The sequence below is a fragment of the Aeromonas sp. QDB18 genome (assembly GCF_027705325.1).
In the GTDB taxonomy this organism is placed as follows: Bacteria; Pseudomonadota; Gammaproteobacteria; order Enterobacterales; family Aeromonadaceae; genus Aeromonas; species Aeromonas caviae.
This window is the reverse complement of record NZ_JAPDBQ010000097.1, coordinates 1-16,033: the sequence shown is the minus strand read 5'-3', so window position 1 is coordinate 16,033 and position 16,033 is coordinate 1. Positions and strand designations below refer to the sequence as shown.

The following is a 16,033-nucleotide window of genomic DNA, read 5'->3' as shown; positions in this document are numbered from 1 at the left end:
GATTGGATCGGACATACTGAGTACAGTGAAACCAGAATAGAGCAATTAGATCACATCTTTAATCTGATTGGTATAAGTTCTTAAATTTACTACTGGTAGTATTCTTGTCACGATATTGCCCCATTCACAGGAGGTTGATTGACCATGGCTAAATCCATTCCGGTACTGGAGGGCGTCACCGCCAGCCGCCAGATCCCTCTGCAGGAGACGTCTCTCGAGATCTGGGACAGCAAGTATCGTCTCAAGAGCAAGGATGGCGCCCCCATCGACGGCTCCATCGACGAGACCTACCAGCGTGTCGCTCGCGCGCTGGCTGCGCAGGAGCGCGAACCCGACACCTGGTATGAACCCTTCCTGTGGGCCCTGCGCAATGGTGCCATTCCGGCGGGCCGTATCACCTCCAACGCCGGGGCGTTTGAGCACAAGCCGGCGACCTCCACCATCAACTGCACCGTCTCCGGCACCATTGAGGATTCGATGGACGATATCCTCGGCAAGGTGCACGAGGCGGGGCTGACCCTGAAGGCGGGTTGCGGCATCGGTTACGACTTCTCGACCCTGCGACCGCGCGGAGCCTTCGTCTCGGGAGCGGGGGCCTATACCTCCGGGCCGCTCTCCTTCATGGATATCTACGACAAGATGTGCTTTACCGTCTCCTCTGCCGGTGGCCGTCGTGGCGCCCAGATGGGCACCATGGATATCCGTCACCCCGATGTCGTCGAGTTCATCCAGGCCAAGCGGGAGGATGGTCGCCTGCGTCAATTCAACCTCTCCCTGCTCATCACGGAAGAGTTCGTCAGTGCGGTGAAGGAGGATGCCCCCTGGCAACTGATCTTCCCCTACACCGCCAAGGAGGTGGAGCAGGATGGCATCGCGCTGGATGACCCTGCGAGGGTGGTCTGGGCGGACTGGCCCAACAAGGAGGGTGTGGTGATCAACGAGCTGGGTCAGGTGGCCTGCAAGGTCTACAAGACCCTGCCCGCGCGCAAGCTGTGGAACGTCATCATGACCTCTACCTACGACTATGCGGAACCCGGTTTCATCCTGATCGACAAGGTGAACCAGATGAACAACAACTGGTTCTGCGAAGAGATCCGTGCCACCAACCCCTGCGGTGAACAGCCTCTGCCGCCCTATGGGGCCTGCCTGCTGGGCTCGGTCAACCTGACCACCTTCGTGCGCGATCCCTTCACCGAGCAGGCCGCCTTCGACTGGCCCGCGTTTCGCAAGGTGGTGGCCATCTTCACCCGCATGCTCGACAACGTGGTGGAGATAAACCAGCTGCCGCTGGCCAAGCAGCGCGAGGAGATCACCGCCAAGCGTCGCCACGGCATGGGCTTCCTGGGGCTGGGCTCGACCCTCACCATGCTGCGCATCAAGTACGGCTCTGCGGCCTCCGTCGCCTTCACCGAACAGGTCTCCCAGGAGCTGGCGATGACCGGCTGGCAGGAGTCTCTGCGTCTGGCGAAGGAGAAGGGGCCGGCCCCCATCATGGAGCAGGAGTTCGAAGTCACCGGCAAGATGCTGCGTCTGCGCCCCGAAATGGCGGCAGATGGCATCAAGCTCGGCGACAAGGTGAAGGGCAAGGTGTTGCATGCCCGCTACAGCCGCTACATGCAGCAGGTGGCCGAAGTGGATCCCGCTCTGGTGGCCGAGCTGGCCGAGGTGGGCGGACGCTTCACCCACCACAGCAGCATAGCGCCGACCGGCACCATCTCCCTGTCGCTCGCCAACAACGCCAGCAATGGCATCGAGCCGAGCTTTGCCCACCACTACAGCCGCAATGTCATCAAACCGGGCAAGAAGAGCAAGGAGAGCGTGGATGTCTACTCTTTCGAGCTGCTGGCCTATCGCGAGCTGGTGAACCCGGCCGCCATGCCCTATGCCGAGGAGGAAGGTAGCCGCCTGCCGGATTACTTCATCACCGCGGACGACATCACGCCGACCGGGCACGTGGATATCCAGGCGGCGGCCCAGCGCTGGATTGACTCCTCCATCTCCAAGACCGCCAACGTGCCGACCGATTTTCCGTTCGAGCAGTTCAAGGATATCTACCTCTATGCTTCGGACTCCGGCCTCAAGGGCTGTACCACCTTCCGCTTCAACCCGGCCGCCTTCCAGGGCGTGCTGGTGAAGGAGAAGGATCTGGAGAACACCAGTTACGAGTTCACCCTGGAGGATGGCACCGTCATCACGGCGAAGGGGAACGAGGAGATCGAATACGATGGCGAGCTGCACACCGCCGCCAACCTCTATGACGCCTTGAAAGAAGGCTATTACGGCAAGTTCTGAGGACGAGACATGGTCAAGAAGATCGACAGAAAAATCGTCGCCTACAAGGTAAAAACCCGGGATGAGCCGCAAGATGCGCCGACGCCCCAGGATGACGTGGTGCACATGCATGAAACCGTGTTGCGCCCGGAGCGGTTGATGGGCACCACCTACAAGCTGAAAACGCCGGAGCATGTCTCCGAGCACTCGCTGTTCATCACCATCAACGACATCATTCTCAACGAGGGTACGGTGCACGAGACCCGGCGCCCGTTCGAGATCTTCATCAACTCCAAGAGCCTGGAGCACTATCAGTGGATAGTGGCGCTGACCCGCATCATCTCGGCGGTGTTTCGCAAGGGAGGGGACGTCACCTTTCTGGTGGAGGAGTTGCGCTCCGTGTTCGATCCCAAGGGGGGCTACTGGAACAAGGGCAAGTACGTGCCTTCGCTCATCGCTGAAATTGGCAACGTGATCGAAACCCATCTCACCGAGATCGGCATGCTCAAGGTGCCCGGGCTGGACGAGCACCAGCAGGCGTTCCTGGCCGAGAAGCAGGCGCAATTGCAGGCACAGCAACAGGCAGAAGAGCAGCCGGCGGGCAGCGGTTTCCCACCCAGTGCCGCGCTCTGCTACAAGTGCCACACCAAGGCGCTGGTGCAAAAGGATGGCTGCATGACCTGTCTCAACTGCGGGGATTCCAAGTGCGGTTGAGGTGCTGATTGCCACCTAAGGCCGGCGACATGCCGCAATGCTGTTCACTTAAGAGAATTTGAGTTCCAGTCCACGTAGTATCAGGACAAAAAAGCGAGGGAGGCATGATGCCTCCCTCTTTCTATTGCAAGCCCCGCTGGATAAAGGCTGGAGGAAGATCGACTGGACACAGCCTTGCCCCCTCAACTCAAATCCAATTTATGAATAATCAGTCAAAAAAGTGCTTATCTGAACAGCATTGGGCGACATGCCGGCCTTTTCGTTGCTAATTTTTTATGTTCGAACGACGCCCATGATGGCAGCGATTTGTTGCGCACCGGTAAATTCGGGCGTAGCGTTGGGGGTAATAAAACTGTCACGGCCGTGTGGTTTCAATGACATCTGAGATTCACACACGTGGCACCTTCAGTGCCAAGGAGGATGCTTATGGACAACACGGACCGAAAGCTGTTTATCCTGGATACCAACGTTCTGCTTCACGAACCCCTCGCCATCTACTCCTTCAAAGAGCACGACGTGCTCATCCCCATGACGGTGCTCGAAGAGCTCGACAACATCAAGGATCGCCAGAAGGACGTCAGCCGTGATGCCCGCATCGCCATCCGTGCCCTGGAAGATGTCTTCCGCGATGCGACTCCGGAGCAGATAGTGCAAGGAGTGGCACTGGCCGGCGAGGCGAGCGGCCGTATCTCCATCTTCAGCGATCACCATCTGCCCCAGGATGCCGAGGTGTTCACCGACAAGGAGGCGGACAACCGCATCATCAACGCCGCCCTCTACCTGCAAAAGCACGAGATGAAGCGTCAGGTGGTGCTGGTCACCAAAGACATCAACATGCGCCTCAAGGCCAAGGGAGCAGGTCTTGCCCATGTGGAGGATTACCGCAGCGACCAGCTCATCGACGACATCCGCCTGCTCGCCAAGGGCTTCCAGGTGGTGCCCGGCAGCTTCTGGGAGCGGGTCGGCGAGTGCGACAGCGAGACCCATGGCCGCGACACAGTGCATGTGATCGACTCGAACCTGCTGGAGGGGGTGCACGTCAACCAGTACCTGCTGGACGAGGAGAACTTCTTTGCCGCGCGGGTACTGAGCCACGACGGCAACAAGATCCGCCTGAAAGATCTCGGCCGCGAGCGGCTGATGTCCCGCAAGGCCTGGGGGGTGCATCCCAAGAACGTCTATCAGGGCATGGCGCTGGATGCCCTGCTGGATCCGCACATCGACCTGGTGATCCTGACCGGCCCGGCGGGCTGCGGCAAGACCCTGCTTGCCATGGCGGCGGCGCTGGAGCTGGTGATCGAGAAGGGGATCTACGAGAAGGTGATCGTCACCCGCAATACCCCGGAAATTGCCGAGAGCATCGGCTTCCTGCCCGGGACCGAAGAAGAGAAGATGATGCCTTGGCTGGCGGCGGTGACCGACACCCTGGAGGTGCTGCACAAGCAGGACGAGAACATGAGCGGGTCGCTCAGCTACATCATGGAGAAGGCCAATATCCAGTTCAAATCGGTCAACTTCATGCGCGGGCGCAGCATCCAGAACACCTTCGTGCTGCTGGACGAGTGCCAGAACCTGACCGCGTCCCAGATCAAGACCATCATCACCCGCTGCGGGGAGGGGACCAAGATCGTCTGCTCCGGCAACCTGGCTCAGATCGACTCCAACTACCTGAGCCCGGTGACCTCGGGTCTGACCTACATCGTCGAGCGGTTCAAGGACTTCGACGGCAGTGCCAACATCTTCCTGAACGGGGTGGTGCGCAGCAGGCTGGCTTCGTTCGCCGAGGAAAATCTCTGATTTGACGGGATCTCTGCATGAGAAAGGGGAAGCCGGACGGCTTCCCCTTTTTTGATCCCGCCTATCTCATGCCTCTCTCGGTCGGCCCAGGTAGCGCAGCAGCCCGGGGTGATCGCTACTGTGCAGGATATCCGGCTTGCCCTGCAAGGCGATGCGTCCCGCGTCGATGAAGGGCATCGTCCTAGGAACGACAGGGAGAGACCATCTGCTTGTCAGCCCTTCACTGTGGCGCCAGAGCGCGGCCCAGGTAGCGCAGCAGCCCGGGGTGATCGCTGCTGTGCAGGATATCCGGCTTGCCCTGCAAGGCGATGCGTCCCGCGTCGATGAAGAGCACCTGATCGGCGATGAGCTGGGCATCCTCGGGGTTGTGAGAGACCATCAGCACGGTGATGTCCTGCTCGCAGGCGAGGCGGGCGACCTCCGCCAGCATCTCCCGGCGCAGGGCCGGATCGAGGGCCGAGAAGGGCTCGTCCAGCAGCAGCAGCGGCCTGCCCCGCACCAGGGCGCGGGCCAGCCCCACCCGCTGCTGCTGGCCGCCGGAGAGCTGCTCCGGCAGGCGCGTCAGCATCTCCCCCAGGCCCACCTTGTCAGCGGCCTCCTGCACCAGCCTTTTTTGGGCCGGATTCAAGCGCAGGCCGGGATGCAGGCCGATGGCGATGTTGTCGAACACCGACAGGTGCAGGAAGAGGTTGTGATCCTGGAACAGGGTGGTGACCGGGCGCTCGGCGGGGCCCAGTGACAGCAGATCCTGGCCGTCGAAGGTGAGGGTGCCCGACTCCACCGGCACGAAGCCCGCGATCATGCCGAGCAGGGTGGACTTGCCGGCGCCGCTCGGACCGATGAGGGCGGTGATCTCCCCTTTGGGCAAGGTCGCACTGAAGGTCACCCGCCAGTCGGGATAACTGGTGACCAGTTCCTCAATTACCAGCATGTTTGGCTCCTGAATGTCGTTTTATAGAACAACAAGTAAGAAAAATTGATGAAAGGCAGCGTGAGTGACTGCCCCAAGGGGCGCCCCAGGGACGTGCCCAGCCGGATCCTGGGGGCGGGGAGGCGGCAATGCCGCCGGGGATCAGTGATCCACATGCCTGCCTCCCAGTCCCCGCTCCACCAGCCAGAACAGGGAGAAGCAGAGGGTGAGCAGCAGCAGGGCGGTGGCGGCCGCCTCGGTCAGCCGGTAGCTGCCGAGCTGCTGATAGAGCAGCCAGGGCAGGGTAGTGAGGGTCTGGCTGCCGAACATGGCGATGGCCCCGAGATCCCCTAGGGACAATATCATCGAGAGCGCCATGGCCAGGGCCAGCGGACGGCGCAGCAGGGGCCACTCCACCAGGCGCAGGCGATGCAGGCCGCGCACCCCCAGGCTGTCCGCCAGCCTATCGTACTGGCGCACCACCAGTTGCATGGGGGCCGAGAGGGTGCGCAGCACATAGGGCAGCGCCATCAGGGCGTTGACCAGCACCACCAGCCAGGGGCCCAGGGCAAAGACGTCGGTGAAAGGCATGAACAGGATGAAGAGGCCGGTGGAGAGCACCACCGCCGGGATCATCAGGATCATGGAGCCGCTGGCCTCCCACAGGGCGGCGGCCCGCCGTTTGCGATCCCGCACCCTCAGATGTCGGCTGGTGAGCAGCAGCCCGGCGCCGAGCAAAGTGGCCAGGGAGCCCGCCGCCAGGGCTATGCCCAGGGACTGCCCCCCTGCTTGCCACAGCCGGGGTGAGCCGAGCGCCGCCAGCAGACCGGGGTTGAACCCGGCGACCACGATGGCCAGCAGGGGCGGCAGGAAGATGGCGAGCCCCATGGTCAGGGCCAGGCCATCCACCAGCGCGCAGCCCTTCTGGTGTCTGTCGGGACGCAGGCAGGGGCGACGGCTGGTGAGGCGACTGGCCGGGGTGGTCTGCAGCTTGTGTTGCAGCAGGAGCAGGGCCAGGGTCAGCAGCAGTTGCACCAGGGCGAGCCCGCCAGCGGTGGCGAGATCGAAGTCAAAGCGCAGCGCCTGGTAGACAGCTACCTCCAGTGTGGTGGACTTGGGGCCGCCCCCGAGCGCCAGCACTGTGGTGAAGCTGGTGAAGCAGAGCATGAAGATGAGGCTGGCGAGCCCCGGCAAGATGCCGCGGATGAGCGGCCACTCCAGCAGCCGGAAGATGTGGGAGGAGCGCATGCCGAGCTGACTGGCGAGGCGCCAGGAGGACTCGGGGATGCTCTCTATGCTCTGCAGGATGAGGCGGGCGGCCAGCGGCATGTTGAAGAAGACATGGGCCAGCAGGATGCCGAACAGGCCGTAGAGATAGTTGCCGGGATCCAGGCCCAGGCCGTGCAGCAGTTGCGGCAGCCAGCCCTGACGACCGTGCACCGCCACCATGCCGAAGATGGCGATGATGACCGGCAACACCAGGGAGAGGCCGAATAGCTTGAGCAGCAGGCGGCGTCCGGTGAAACGGCGTCGCGCCAGGGCTCTGGCCACCGGGATGGCAAGCCCCAGGCTCAGCAGGGTGGAGAGCAGTGCCTGCCAGAGGCTGAAACCCAGCACGTGGCGCAGGTAGGGATCGCCTAGCAGGGCGCGGGGGGAGAGGGCCCCCGCCTGCCACAACAGGGCGACCAGCGGCCCAATGGAGAGCAGCAGGATGACCAGGGTGGCGGCACTGCCGGGCAGCCACCAGAGGGTGCGACGACCTGAACTCACTGGGTGACGGCTTGCAGCCATTCGCGGATCCACCCCTTGCGGTTGGCGGCCACCTCGTCAGAGCTGAAGGTGAGTGGCTTAGCTACGGTGATCATCTGTTCGAACCCCTTGGGCAGCGCCACGTCTGTCACCGGATACATCCAGTTGCCGCCGGGGATCTCGTTCTGGAAGGCGGGGCTCACCATGAATTGCAGGAACTGGTCAGCCAGTTTGCCCTGTGTGGCGCCCTTGAGCTTGGCGGCTACTTCCACCTGGCGGTAGTGACCCTCCTCGAACGCGGCCGCCCGGTACTGGGGTTTGCTCTCGGCAATCAGGTGATAGGCGGGGGAGGTGGTGTAGGAGAGCACCATGTCCGCCTCGCCGTCGAGGAACATGCCGTAGGCCTCTGACCACCCCTTGGTGACGGTGACCGTCTTTTTGGCCAGTTGCGCCCAGGCGGTCGGTGCCTCATCCCCGTAGACCGACTTCATCCAGAGCATCAGGCCCTGACCCGGGGTGGAGGTGCGGGGATCCTGATAGAGCACCTTGATATCGGGACGTGCCACCAGCTCCTTCAGGCTCTTGGGGGGCTGCTTGAGCTTGTTGCTGTCATAGACGAAGGCGAAGTAGCCGTAGTCATAGGGGACAAAGGTGTCGTCCTGCCAGCCACCCGGTACCTTGAGGCCATCGAGCTTGGTGGAATGGGGGGCGAACAGGCCGCTCTGCTTGGCTTCGCTGATGAGGGCATCGTCCAGCCCCAGCACCATGTCGGCCTTGCTGTGCTGGCCTTCCAGCCGCAGGCGGTTGAGGATGGCGACGCCATCCTCGAGGGGTACCAGATTGAGGATGCAGCCGCACTCCTTCTCGAAGGCCTGCTTGATCTTGGGACCCGGCCCCCATTCGGCGGCGAAGGAGCCGTAGGTGTAGACGGTGAGGGTGTCGGCGGCAAACGCCTGGGCAGAGAGCAGGCTGGTGGCGATCAGCAGCAGGGTCTTCATCAATGGCACTCCTGTGGATGTCGGGGTGCTCATCAATGGCACCTCGCGTGTGGTGAGCGCCGGCGGATGAGGGCACAAAAAACGCGCGCCATGCCTCAAATTCCTCCGCCAGCATTATCTGGATCAGGTTCACGGGTATAATCTCAGCGGTAAACCGCACCCCGTTTGAGCAACGCATCGCATTGTATTGGCGTTCCTGGGGGGAGGCCAGCACTATGTTTCACGGGCCGCATCGTGCGAGCCACCACCAAGGAGGAAGTCCCCAGTGATCACCAGCACCAAGGAAAGACGTGCCTTCCAGCGCATGGTCATCAATGCCCCCGTCACCCTGTTCCAGCATCAGCAGGTGCTGGAGGGGGTCTGCCGGGATCTCAGCGCCAACGGCATGGGCGTCGAGGTGAACAAGCACGCGTTCGATCTGGCCCAGCCCATCCGGGTGAGCCTGGCGACCAGCAGCAATCTTCTGCCTCCCTTCGAGGCCCAGGCTCGCATCGTGCGGGTGCTGGAGGAAGAAGACGGTCTCCTGCTGGCGCTGGAGTTTCTCTCCCTCACCTGAGACCCGGGCGCCCGTCCTCCTCGAGACAGGCCAGCCATGGGCTGGCCTGTCTCATTTCCCCTCATCCTGCACCGGCTGCACGCTCAACTGGCCGCTGTCGACCAGCGTCTTGCTGGTGGGCGCGAGCTGGCCCATGGGCAGCTGGGCCGGGCCGGTCGGCTCCATCAGGAGGTAGGTCTCCCCCGCCCGGCTCAAGGTGGCCTCCCCCGGTTTGGCTGGCAGGGCCACCCCCAGCAGGGCGTGTCCCGGCACGAACACCATGGCCTGCTTGAGATCGGGATACCCCTGGGCCAGCAGGGCGGCCATCAGGGTCACCTTGCTGTCGCAATCCCCCCGGTTCTGCTCCAGCACCTGGCGCGGGCTCAGAAACCCCTTGCCAGAGCGGCCCGACTGGCTGTCGAGCAGTTGATAGGGGATGGCCTGGATGAAGTCGAGCATGTGGGCCACCGTCTTTTGGCGCGCCTCGGTCTCGGTGGCCCCTTCCTGCTTGAGCTGCTCCATCAACGGGGCCAGTTCGTCCCGGCTCTCCAGGGCGATGCGCACATGATCCTGCTTGATGGCGGGAGCGCCGTCGGGGGCAGTGAAGGGCTGGAAGTAGTGTTGCGTGAGCCAGGCAGCCTCCAGTTTGGCCTGCTCGGGCTTGACCCATTGGGAGGCTTCCCGCGCCTTGTCGGCGTTGCGGCTCTTGATGCTGAGGCTCATGGCGGGGCGCACGAGGGAGAACTGCACCTCGGGGAACGCCAGGGGGGCCTGTTGCAGCAGGCTTTGCAGTACGTCTTCCTGCATCCTGGCCGGACGGTAAGCGATGAGAGGGGGCAACTTGCCCGCCTCCAGCCGGTAGCTGAGCTGCTGCGCCTTGCCCTCTCTGTCCTGCCAGCCGACGTTGAGCTGACCGCCACTGTTGGTGAAAGAGGTCTGCCCGCCCAGGGCCGGGAGGCTGAGCAGCAGGCAGAGCAATGAAAGGGCGCCCCTTGCGGACATAGGTGTCTCCTGTCGGACATGCAGAGGTGGCGGGCTTTGTACAGCGACCCGACAATAAAACAGGGAGCCTCGGCTCCCTGTTGATTCTACTCGCTTTCTTGTCGCAGGCTCGTCAAATCCAGCTTGGCTGCTTCGCCTCGAAGGCGCTGATGGCGGCCTCATGCTGCAGGGTCAGACCGATGGCATCCAGCCCGTTGAGCAGACAGTAGCGACGGAACTCGTCGATTTCGAAGCCGAACGTGAGGCTGCCTGCACGCACCTGGTTGGCCTCCAGATCCACTTCGATCTCGATGCCCGGCTGGGCGGCGACCAGCTGGAACAGGGCGTCGACCTCCTCCTCCTTCAGACGAACCGGCACCATGCCGTTGTTGATGGCGTTGCCGTAGAAGATGTCGGCAAAGCTCGGGGCGATCATGGTCTTGAAGCCGTAGTCCGCCAGCGCCCAGGGGGCGTGCTCGCGACTCGAGCCGCAGCCGAAGTTCTCGCGGGCCAGCAGGATGCTGGCACCGGCGAATTGCGGCTTGTTCAGCACGAACTCCGGGTTGGGCTGCTCCCCTGCATCGTCCAGAAAGCGCCAGTCGTGGAACAGGTGCTTGCCAAAGCCGATGCGGTTCACTTTCTGCAGGAACTGCTTGGGAATGATGGCGTCGGTGTCGACGTTGGCGCTGTCGAGGGGAACGACGATCCCTTTATGCTGTTTGAAACCTGTCATCATGTTCTCCTTGTCGTTACAGCGCACGAATGTCGGCGAAGCGGCCGGTGACGGCGGCGGCGGCGGCCATGGCCGGGCTCACCAGGTGGGTGCGACCGGCACGACCCTGACGCCCCTCGAAGTTGCGGTTGCTGGTGGAGGCGCAGCGCTCCCCCGGTTGCAGCCGGTCGTTGTTCATGGCCAGACACATGGAGCAGCCGGGCAAACGCCACTCAAAGCCTGCCTCGATGAAGATCTTGTCCAGCCCCTCGGCCTCGGCCTGGGCCTTCACCTGCTCGGAGCCCGGCACCACCAGGGCCTGTACCCCGGCGGCCACCTTGCGACCGCGGGCGATGGCGGCAGCCGCGCGCAGATCCTCGATGCGGCTGTTGGTGCACGAACCGATGAACACCTTGTCGATGGCCACGTCGGAGAGCTTCTGGCCCGGTTGCAGGTCCATGTAGGCGAGGGCCTTGCGGGCGGACTGCTGCTCCACCGGATCGGCGAAGGATTCCGGTGCAGGGATGGGCTCATTGACGGCAATCACCTGGCCCGGGTTGGTGCCCCAGGTCACTTGCGGGGCGATGTCGGCGGCGTCGAGCACCACTTCGGCGTCGAAGTGGGCACCTTCGTCGCTCTTGAGGGTCAGCCAGTAGGCGATGGCCTGTTCCAGCTCCTCCCCCTTGGGAGCGAACTCCTTGTCACGGATGTAGTCGATGGTGGTCTGGTCGGGGGCAATCATGCCCGCTTTGGCGCCGAGCTCGATGGCCATGTTGCACACCGTCATGCGCCCTTCCATGGTGAGCCCCTCGATGGCTTCACCGGCGAACTCCACCACGTAGCCGGTCCCGCCTGCATGACCCACCTTGCCGATGATGGCGAGCACCACGTCTTTGGCGCTGATGCCTGCGGCCAGCTTGCCGTTGACAGAGATACGCATGGTCCTGGCACGGCCCTGTTTCAGGGTCTGGGTGGCCATCACGTGTTCCACTTCGGAGGTGCCGATACCGAATGCGAGCGACCCGAAGGCGCCGTGGGTGGCGGTGTGGGAGTCACCGCAGACGATGGTGGTGCCGGGCAATGTGATGCCGAGCTCGGGGCCCATCACGTGGACGATGCCCTGGTACTTGTGGTTCAAGTCATAGAGACGAACCCCGAACGCCTTGCAGTTGGCGGCGAGTGTCTCCATCTGGATGCGGGCCATCTCGCCGGAGGCGGCGATGTCCTTGGTGGTGGTGGAGACGTTGTGATCCATGGTGGCCCAGGTCAGATCCGGGCGACGCAGCTGGCGGTTCATGGCGCGCAGGCCGTCGAATGCCTGGGGGCTGGTCACTTCATGCACCAGATGACGGTCGATGTAGATGAGAGGGGTTTCCCCTTCCACTTCCCGCACCACGTGGGCGTCGAACACTTTCTGATAGAGGGTCTTGGACATTGCTCGGTTTCCTTGTTATCGATGCCGTGGGATCAGATGCGCGCGGCGATCTGGCTGCCCATGTCGGCCGTGCTCTGCACCGGGTGCGTGGCGCTGGCCTGATGCAGGTCGGCGGTGAAATAGCCTTCTGCCAGGGTCTGGGCCACGGCCTGCTCGATGGCCTGGGCGGCGGCTTCCTGGCCGAGACTGTAACGCAGCATCAGGGCGGCGGAGAGGATCTGGGCGATGGGATTCGCAATCCCCTTGCCGGCGATATCCGGGGCCGAGCCACCGGCCGGCTCGAACAGGCCGAAGCCGGATTCGTTGAGGCTGGCGGAGGGGAGCAGGCCCATGGAGCCGGTGATCATGGCACACTCGTCGGAGAGGATGTCACCGAACAGGTTGGAGCAGAGCAGCACGTCGAACTGGGACGGATCCTTGATGAGCTGCATGGTGGCGTTGTCGATGTACATGTGGTTCAGGGCCACGTCCGGGTAGGACTTGGCGACCTCGGTCACCACCTCGCGCCACAGGATGGAGGAGGCGAGCACGTTGGCCTTGTCGATGGAGGTGACCCTGGACTTGCGCACCCGGGCCGATTCAAACGCTATCTTGGCGATGCGCTCGATCTCGAAGCGGTGGTACACCTCGGTGTCGAAGGCCTTCTCGGTGGCGCCTTCCCCTTCACGCCCCTTGGGCTGGCCGAAATAGATGCCGCCGGTCAGCTCGCGCACGCAGGCGATGTCGAAGCCGCGATCGGAGATGTCGGCACGCAGCGGGGAGAACTGCTCCAGACCGGTGTAGATGCGGGCCGGGCGCAGGTTGCAGAACAGTTTGAAGTGGGCACGCAGGGGCAGCAGGGCACCGCGCTCCGGCTGATCGTTGGGCGGCAGGTGCTCCCACTTGGGGCCACCCACCGATCCGAACAGCACCGCATCGGCCGCTTCGCAGCCTTTGATCGTGCTCTGGGGCAGCGGTGTGCCGTGGTTGTCGATGGCGATGCCGCCGACGTCGTGACGGTCATAGTCGAGGGAGAAGCCGAATTTGGTCTGCACCTTTTCCAGTACCTTGATGGCCTCAGCCATCACTTCCGGGCCAATGCCGTCACCCGGCAATACTGCGATCCGATAACTGCTCATACTCTCTCCGTCTTGATAGTGTGATTCCGTTTCATCCGGGAGGCCGGTCCGGGCCACTGCCCTGGCCCCGGTCCTCCCCATGTCATGCTGTCATCTTGTCCGGCGGCGGGCTCAGACGGTTTCCGATTTGATGGTGTGGTTGCGCTCCATCTGCTCGGCCACCTGGTCCGCGCGCCAGATGCTGTTGATCACGTGGACCAGGGCCTGGGCCGAGGATTCGATGATGTCGGTGGCCAGCCCCATGCCGTGGAACTTACGCCCCTTGTACTCGGCGACGATGTCCACCTGGCCGAGGGCGTTCTTGCCCTCGCCCTTGCCCTTGAGTTCGTATTTATCGATGCGGATCTCGTAGCCGGTGATGCGGTTGATGCACTGGTAGACCGCATCCACCGGGCCATTGCCGGTGGCGGCCTCGCACACCAGATCCTGGCCTACCTTGAGCTTGACCGAGGCGGTGGCGAGCACCGAGCTGCCGCTCTGCACGCCGAGGTACTCCAGCTTGAAGTGCTCGGGCTCCTCGTGGATCTGGCTGAAGAAGGCGAGGGCCTCCAGGTCGTAGTCGAACACCTGGCCCTTCTTGTCGGCCAGGGTGAGGAACTTGGCGTAGAGATCGTCGAGGTCGTAGCTGCTCTCGGCGTAGCCCATGGACTCCATCCGGTGCTTGATGACGTGGCGGCCGGAGCGGGAGGTCATGTTGAGGTTGTTCTGGGTGAGGCCGATGCTCTCGGGGGTGATGATTTCGTAGGTGTTCTTTGCCTTGAGCACCCCATCCTGATGGATGCCGGAGCTGTGGGAGAAGGCGTTGGCCCCGACGATCGCCTTGTTGGGCTGCACCGGCATGTTGCAGAGCTGGCTGACGAGGGTGCTGGTGCGGTGGATCTCGTGGTGGCGGATGTTGGTGTGCACCCCGAGCAGGTCGGCGCGGGTTTTCAGGATCATCGCCACCTCTTCCAGGGAGCAGTTGCCCGCCCGCTCGCCGATGCCGTTGATGGTGCACTCGATCTGGCGGGCCCCCATCTGCACGGCGCCGATGGAGTTCGCCACCGAGAGGCCCAGATCGTCGTGGCAGTGCACCGAGATGATGGCCTTGTCGATGTTCGGCACCCGGTTGAACAGGGTGTGGATGATGCCGGAAAATTCGGTCGGCACCGTGTAGCCCACGGTGTCCGGAATGTTGATGGTGCGGGCGCCGGCCTTGATGGCGGCCTCCACCATGCGGCAGAGGTTGTCGATCGGTGTACGACCCGCATCCTCGCAGGAGAACTCCACGTCGTCGGTGTAGCGCAGGGCGTGCTTGATGGCGCCGACCCCCATCTCCAGCACGTCTTCGAAGCTCTTCTTCAGCTTGCTCTCCACGTGGATGGACGAGGTGGAGATGAAGGTGTGGATGCGAAACGCCTCGGCCACTTTCAAGGCCTCGCCGGCGGCGTCGATGTCTTTTTGCAGGGCGCGAGCCAGGGCGCAGACCCGGCTGTTCTTGATGTGGCGGGCTATGGTCTGCACCGATTGAAAATCGCCGGGGGAGGAGACGGGGAAACCCACTTCCATGATGTCGACACCGAGCCGTTCCAGCGCCTGGGCAATCTGCAGCTTCTCCTTGACCGTCAAGCTGGCCGACAGCGCCTGCTCGCCATCACGCAAGGTGGTATCGAATATGATGACTCGATCTGACATGTGACTTCCCTCTTCCTAAGTTCGGTGCGTGCATCCTGCATGGCATAAAAAAACCCGTGCGGGGTGCACGGGTTTCTGTAAATTCCGGCTATGCCTTAGCCCGGCTACAAGGATCCCGCGCGAGGAGTCGCGATTAGGGAGAGCAGTAGTAGCGGGGCGGCAATACGCATGATGTCTCAATCCTTCCAGTCGATAACGCTACTACCAATAACGAGATTTTTATGCTGTGTCAACCGGAATGGACAGGTTCAATCCACTGGTTTATTTAATCGGATTGTAAAGGAGTGCAAATTCTCTTGTCCCATATTCGGTTCATGCCTGATTATCTGGTCATTCCTGCTGTACTCGATCACCCGCACAATCAGATCGACTTATCAGCCCTTGCTGAATTATCTGAGGTATTCCATGGAAAAACGCAGACCTGGCCGTCCAGTCGGACGTTCCGACATTCGTGACAAGCTGCTTGCCGCCGCACGCGAACGTTTTCTCAACACCCCCTACAGCAAGGTGACGACCCGCGAGATTGCCGAGCTGGCAGGCTCCAATCTGGCGATGATCCACTACTACTTCGGCAGCAAGGAAGGCCTCTACAAGGCGGTGCTGGGGGATGTGGCCGAGCCCCTTGAGCAAGCCTGGCACGACGAGAGCAGCAACCGCAGCCTGACCGATCTGCTCAACACCTACTATCAGGTGATGGCGCCCAACAGCGAGCTGACCTCCGCCATCTCCAGCGCATTGTCCACCGAAAAGAGCCCGGGGCGTGATTTTGTGCTGAGCCGCCTGCTGGATCGCCAACTTCCCCAGTTCGATGCCCTGCTCGAATCCATGCGCTCCAACGGCCAGCTGGCGGACAACCTGGACCCTGAGATGCTGAAGATCTCTTTCCTCAGCATGATGTGGCAGCCTTTCGTGATGAAGGATCTCTACGAACAGGTGTTTGGTCTGACGGTGGACGAGCACTTCATGAGCCGCCTCGCGGCCCACAACTGCCGCCTGATGGAAAACGGCCTGCGCGGTGCCCTGAACTGACTTTTTCGGGATGACGGATGAAAAAGGGCCCCTGGGCCCTAATGCCGATCAGTTAAGGATCCATTGACCGATCCTCAGGCTGTGTAAGAATCCGAAACTCCTTGTTGGGT

Annotated in this window: 13 protein-coding genes and 1 riboswitch; of the genes, 5 read left to right on the top strand and 8 right to left on the bottom strand. The window is 62.5% G+C overall.

The features are described 5' to 3' along the window. Positions 1–144: 144 nt before the first annotated feature. From OKC30_RS14415 to OKC30_RS14405, 3 genes are all read left to right on the top strand, one after another. The gene (locus OKC30_RS14415) at positions 145–2,292 is read left to right on the top strand and encodes an adenosylcobalamin-dependent ribonucleoside-diphosphate reductase (RefSeq protein WP_010673143.1); all 2,148 of its coding nucleotides are present in this window, start codon (positions 145–147) and stop codon (positions 2,290–2,292) included. A gap of 9 nt (positions 2,293–2,301) precedes the next feature. Next, positions 2,302–2,985 carry a TSCPD domain-containing protein gene (locus tag OKC30_RS14410; RefSeq protein WP_010673144.1) on the top strand — a complete coding sequence of 228 codons (684 nt, stop codon included), beginning with the start codon at positions 2,302–2,304 and terminating at the stop codon, positions 2,983–2,985. A 426-nt stretch (positions 2,986–3,411) separates the two neighbouring features. After that, on the top strand, positions 3,412–4,782 hold the full coding sequence (locus OKC30_RS14405; protein ID WP_160838579.1) for a PhoH family protein: 1,371 nt from the start codon (positions 3,412–3,414) through the stop codon (positions 4,780–4,782). Positions 4,783–5,002: 220 nt separating this feature from the next. Here the strand turns inward: OKC30_RS14405 and thiQ are convergent, their stop codons facing one another. The 3 genes from thiQ to thiB form a co-directional block, all read right to left on the bottom strand. Continuing rightward, the gene (gene thiQ, locus OKC30_RS14395) at positions 5,003–5,713 is read right to left on the bottom strand and encodes a thiamine ABC transporter ATP-binding protein (protein WP_160838581.1); all 711 of its coding nucleotides are present in this window, start codon (positions 5,711–5,713) and stop codon (positions 5,003–5,005) included. Positions 5,714–5,854: 141 nt separating this feature from the next. After that, complete coding sequence (gene thiP, locus OKC30_RS14390; protein WP_202395143.1) at positions 5,855–7,483, bottom strand: thiamine/thiamine pyrophosphate ABC transporter permease; 1,629 nt, start codon at positions 7,481–7,483, stop codon at positions 5,855–5,857. Beyond that, positions 7,459–8,439 carry a thiamine ABC transporter substrate binding subunit gene (thiB, locus tag OKC30_RS14385; protein WP_160838583.1) on the bottom strand — a complete coding sequence of 327 codons (981 nt, stop codon included), beginning with the start codon at positions 8,437–8,439 and terminating at the stop codon, positions 7,459–7,461. Before thiB ends, thiP begins: the two co-directional genes overlap by 25 nt. A gap of 83 nt (positions 8,440–8,522) precedes the next feature. Beyond that, positions 8,523–8,613: riboswitch (TPP riboswitch) on the bottom strand. 91 nt (positions 8,614–8,704) lie between these two features. Here thiB and OKC30_RS14380 point away from each other — a divergent pair. Beyond that, complete coding sequence (locus OKC30_RS14380) at positions 8,705–8,995, top strand: PilZ domain-containing protein (protein ID WP_039041182.1); 291 nt, start codon at positions 8,705–8,707, stop codon at positions 8,993–8,995. A 51-nt stretch (positions 8,996–9,046) separates the two neighbouring features. Here OKC30_RS14380 and OKC30_RS14375 read toward each other — a convergent pair whose 3' ends face one another. The 5 genes from OKC30_RS14375 to leuA form a co-directional block, all read right to left on the bottom strand. After that, entirely contained in the window at positions 9,047–9,976 is a 930-nt protein-coding gene (locus OKC30_RS14375; RefSeq protein ID WP_042016676.1) for a hypothetical protein, read from the bottom strand. A gap of 112 nt (positions 9,977–10,088) precedes the next feature. After that, the gene (leuD, locus tag OKC30_RS14370; protein WP_039041180.1) at positions 10,089–10,688 is read right to left on the bottom strand and encodes a 3-isopropylmalate dehydratase small subunit; all 600 of its coding nucleotides are present in this window, start codon (positions 10,686–10,688) and stop codon (positions 10,089–10,091) included. 16 nt (positions 10,689–10,704) lie between these two features. Then, positions 10,705–12,102: a 3-isopropylmalate dehydratase large subunit gene (gene leuC, locus OKC30_RS14365; RefSeq protein ID WP_160838585.1), complete on the bottom strand. Its 1,398-nt coding sequence runs from the start codon at positions 12,100–12,102 to the stop codon at positions 10,705–10,707. A gap of 32 nt (positions 12,103–12,134) precedes the next feature. Next, complete coding sequence (gene leuB, locus OKC30_RS14360; protein ID WP_039041178.1) at positions 12,135–13,220, bottom strand: 3-isopropylmalate dehydrogenase; 1,086 nt, start codon at positions 13,218–13,220, stop codon at positions 12,135–12,137. A gap of 111 nt (positions 13,221–13,331) precedes the next feature. Further along, a complete protein-coding gene (leuA, locus tag OKC30_RS14355) occupies positions 13,332–14,894 on the bottom strand; it encodes a 2-isopropylmalate synthase (RefSeq protein ID WP_160838587.1) in 1,563 nt (520 codons plus the stop codon). Between the two features lie 405 nt (positions 14,895–15,299). On the opposite strand from leuA, the gene OKC30_RS14350 reads away from it, so the two are divergent. After that, positions 15,300–15,923 carry a TetR/AcrR family transcriptional regulator gene (locus tag OKC30_RS14350; RefSeq protein ID WP_010673155.1) on the top strand — a complete coding sequence of 208 codons (624 nt, stop codon included), beginning with the start codon at positions 15,300–15,302 and terminating at the stop codon, positions 15,921–15,923. The last annotated feature ends 110 nt before the right edge of the window (positions 15,924–16,033 follow it).